This window comes from Gemmatimonadota bacterium, assembly GCA_026706345.1.
In the GTDB taxonomy this organism is placed as follows: domain Bacteria; phylum JAAXHH01; class JAAXHH01; order JAAXHH01; family JAAXHH01; genus JAAXHH01.
The window spans coordinates 236-2,524 of the sequence record JAPOYX010000206.1; the positions used below are offsets into that span (position 1 = coordinate 236).

Annotated in this window: 3 protein-coding genes; all 3 read right to left on the reverse strand. The window is 61.4% G+C overall.

Annotated elements, in window-relative coordinates; genetic code table 11:
- Positions 1 to 807 (reverse strand): hydantoinase/oxoprolinase family protein (locus OXG98_14185; protein MCY3773150.1); only part of this gene is annotated, 807 nt, incomplete at its 3' end.
- Between the two features lie 197 nt (positions 808 to 1,004).
- Complete coding sequence (locus OXG98_14190) at positions 1,005 to 1,406, reverse strand: RidA family protein (protein MCY3773151.1); 402 nt, start codon at positions 1,404 to 1,406, stop codon at positions 1,005 to 1,007.
- A gap of 50 nt (positions 1,407 to 1,456) precedes the next feature.
- The coding region (locus OXG98_14195; protein MCY3773152.1) for a class I SAM-dependent methyltransferase at positions 1,457 to 2,289 on the reverse strand (833 nt) is incomplete at its 5' end.

A 2,289-nucleotide genomic window follows, 5' to 3' on the forward strand; every position in this document is an offset into this window, starting at 1 on the left:
GGCTCGGTTGATGCCCGCCCCGACCTCGCCTTCGGCGGTTTCAACCGGCTGGCCGTTTTCGATCAGGCAACCTTTGGCGGTCGTCCCGCCCATATCAAACGCGACCGCCTGAGCCAGACCGATTTCCCGCGCCAGGCCGGCCGCGGCCAGGGCACCGGCCGCAGGACCGGATTCGATCAGGTGCACCGGGCGGTGACGGGCGTGCGCGGCGCTCATGATCCCCCCGTTGGACTGCATGATTTGCAGGGCTGGAGGATAGGCCTGGAGCTGCGTTTCCACCTGGTCCAGATAACGTCCGACTACGGGCATGAGGTAGGCGTTCAGCGCCGTGGTGGAGGTACGTTCGTACTCGCGAACCTCGGGCAGGATGTCGGCCGAGGAGCAGACCAGGACTTCCGGGAATATCTCGCGGATCAGAGCCACGGTCTGTTGCTCATGGCTGGGATTGACGTAGGAATGCAGAAACGCCACGGCAATGGCTTCGACACCCTGGCGTTTGAGGCTGAGTATGGCCTGACGCACCTCTTCGTCGTTGAGCGGCGTCTCGACCTCGCCCCGAACGGTCATGCGTTCGCTGACTTCAAGTCGGCGACGACGCGGGATCAAGGGCGGCGTACGCTGCCAGAACACGTTGTAGACACTCGGACGTCCCAGGCGGCGGATTTCCAATTCGTCCCGAAAGCCTTTAGTGGTAATCAGACCGGTTCGGGCGCCCTGTTCTTCCAGGACCGCGTTGGAAGCGATGGTCGTACCGTGGACGAGGCTCGCAATGGAACTCTCCGGGTGCTGGCGTTCGGCATCGGCAATACAGCGTCCAACGTCTGCGCCAACAGAACCGGTCGGGCAGGGTCAAAATTTTATAGGTCAGGAGTTGGCCGGCGGCACCGGCTATGACGACATCGGTGAAGGTTCCGCCAATGTCAAAGGCAACGCGAAGGCTGGCCGGAGTAGACATGCCGGGTTATGCAGGGCTCAGAGGAAGGAGAAGCACCTACGCGCCGGCCTCAAGCCTTGAGCAGAGCAAAGGCCTCAATCTCAATGAGCAGGTCTTCAAGCACCAGCGCCTGAACGCCGATGAGGGTGCTGGCCGGTGCTTTTTCCTGGGGCAGATACTGGCTGCGAACCTCACGGACCACGCCGATCATGTCAGGCGTATAATTAACAATATACGTATTGGTCTTCAGCACGTCGTCAAACGTGGCCCCAACCGCGGCCAGCGCCCCTTTGAGGTTTTCAAAGGTCTGGACGACCTGGGCGCGCAGGTCGCCCTTGCCCACCACCGCGTTGTTCGCGTCCAAGGCGACCTGGCCCGAGATGAAAACAATTTTTCCCTCGGTTGCGGTCACAACCTGGGAGAAGCCCGGCAAAACGGGCAGACCGGCGGGATTCAGGAATTCCTTTTCCATACGTTTCTCCTCATGTTTATGCCTTCTCCCGCGGGGAGAGGGTTTTCTCGTCAGGGCCGCACTTCATAATAGGCGTTGAACGGATTGTCAAAGTCGTGGCGGGTGAAGCGGGTGAACCCGGCGTCGCGTGTCATGCTCCGCGCCACCTGTTCGTTAAAGCCCAGGGTACCCAGGCCGGCGCCGTCCGGCTCGGATAAGGCCGAGGACATGCAGCCCATCACCGAGAAGGCATACATCAAACCGGTCATGGGGTTCTTCAGATTTTCCTCAAACGTCGGGGCGCTCTTAATATCGGCGATCAGCCAGGTTCCATCCGGCTTGAGCGCCGACCGGATAGCCCGAATGGCTTCCGCCGGATGAGTCATATCGTGGATGCAGTCAAACGTGGTGATGAAGTCAAAACTCGCATCGGCCGGCAGCCCGTCCTGGGTCGCGTGATGAAACTGAATGTTGGTCAGCCCGGCCTCAGCCTTGTTGGCATTGGCGCGGGCCAGCGCGTGCTCCGATATGTCATAGCCGTGGAAGTCGGCCTGCGGAAAGGCCGCAGCCATTTGAACCAGCGCAATCCCGGCACCGCAGCCCACGTCCGCCACCTTTGCGCCGACTTGCAGTCTGGACTCGACCCCGTCCAGGGCGGGCAGCACAATGGGGATCAGCGCGTGCCGGTACCACGGGGCAAAGACCCGCTCGATGCCCCGTGCGCCTTCCGGCCCACGCGCGTCGTAGGAGAGACCCAGGCCGGTACGAAAGGCCTCGGGCAGTTTCTCCAATATGGCCATGCGTTGCGGAAAATCGCTGAAAATACCGGCGGCAAACTTGGGACTGTCCTCGTCCGCAAGGATCATGGCCATTTCAGGCGAGAGGGAAAAGCGTTCCTCCCCCG

Excerpts from the sequence above, each read along its gene's own strand:
- OXG98_14190 (MCY3773151.1), bottom strand. The coding sequence starts at position 1,406 with ATGGAAAAGGAATTCCTGAATCCCGCCGGTCTGCCCGTTTTGCCGGGC.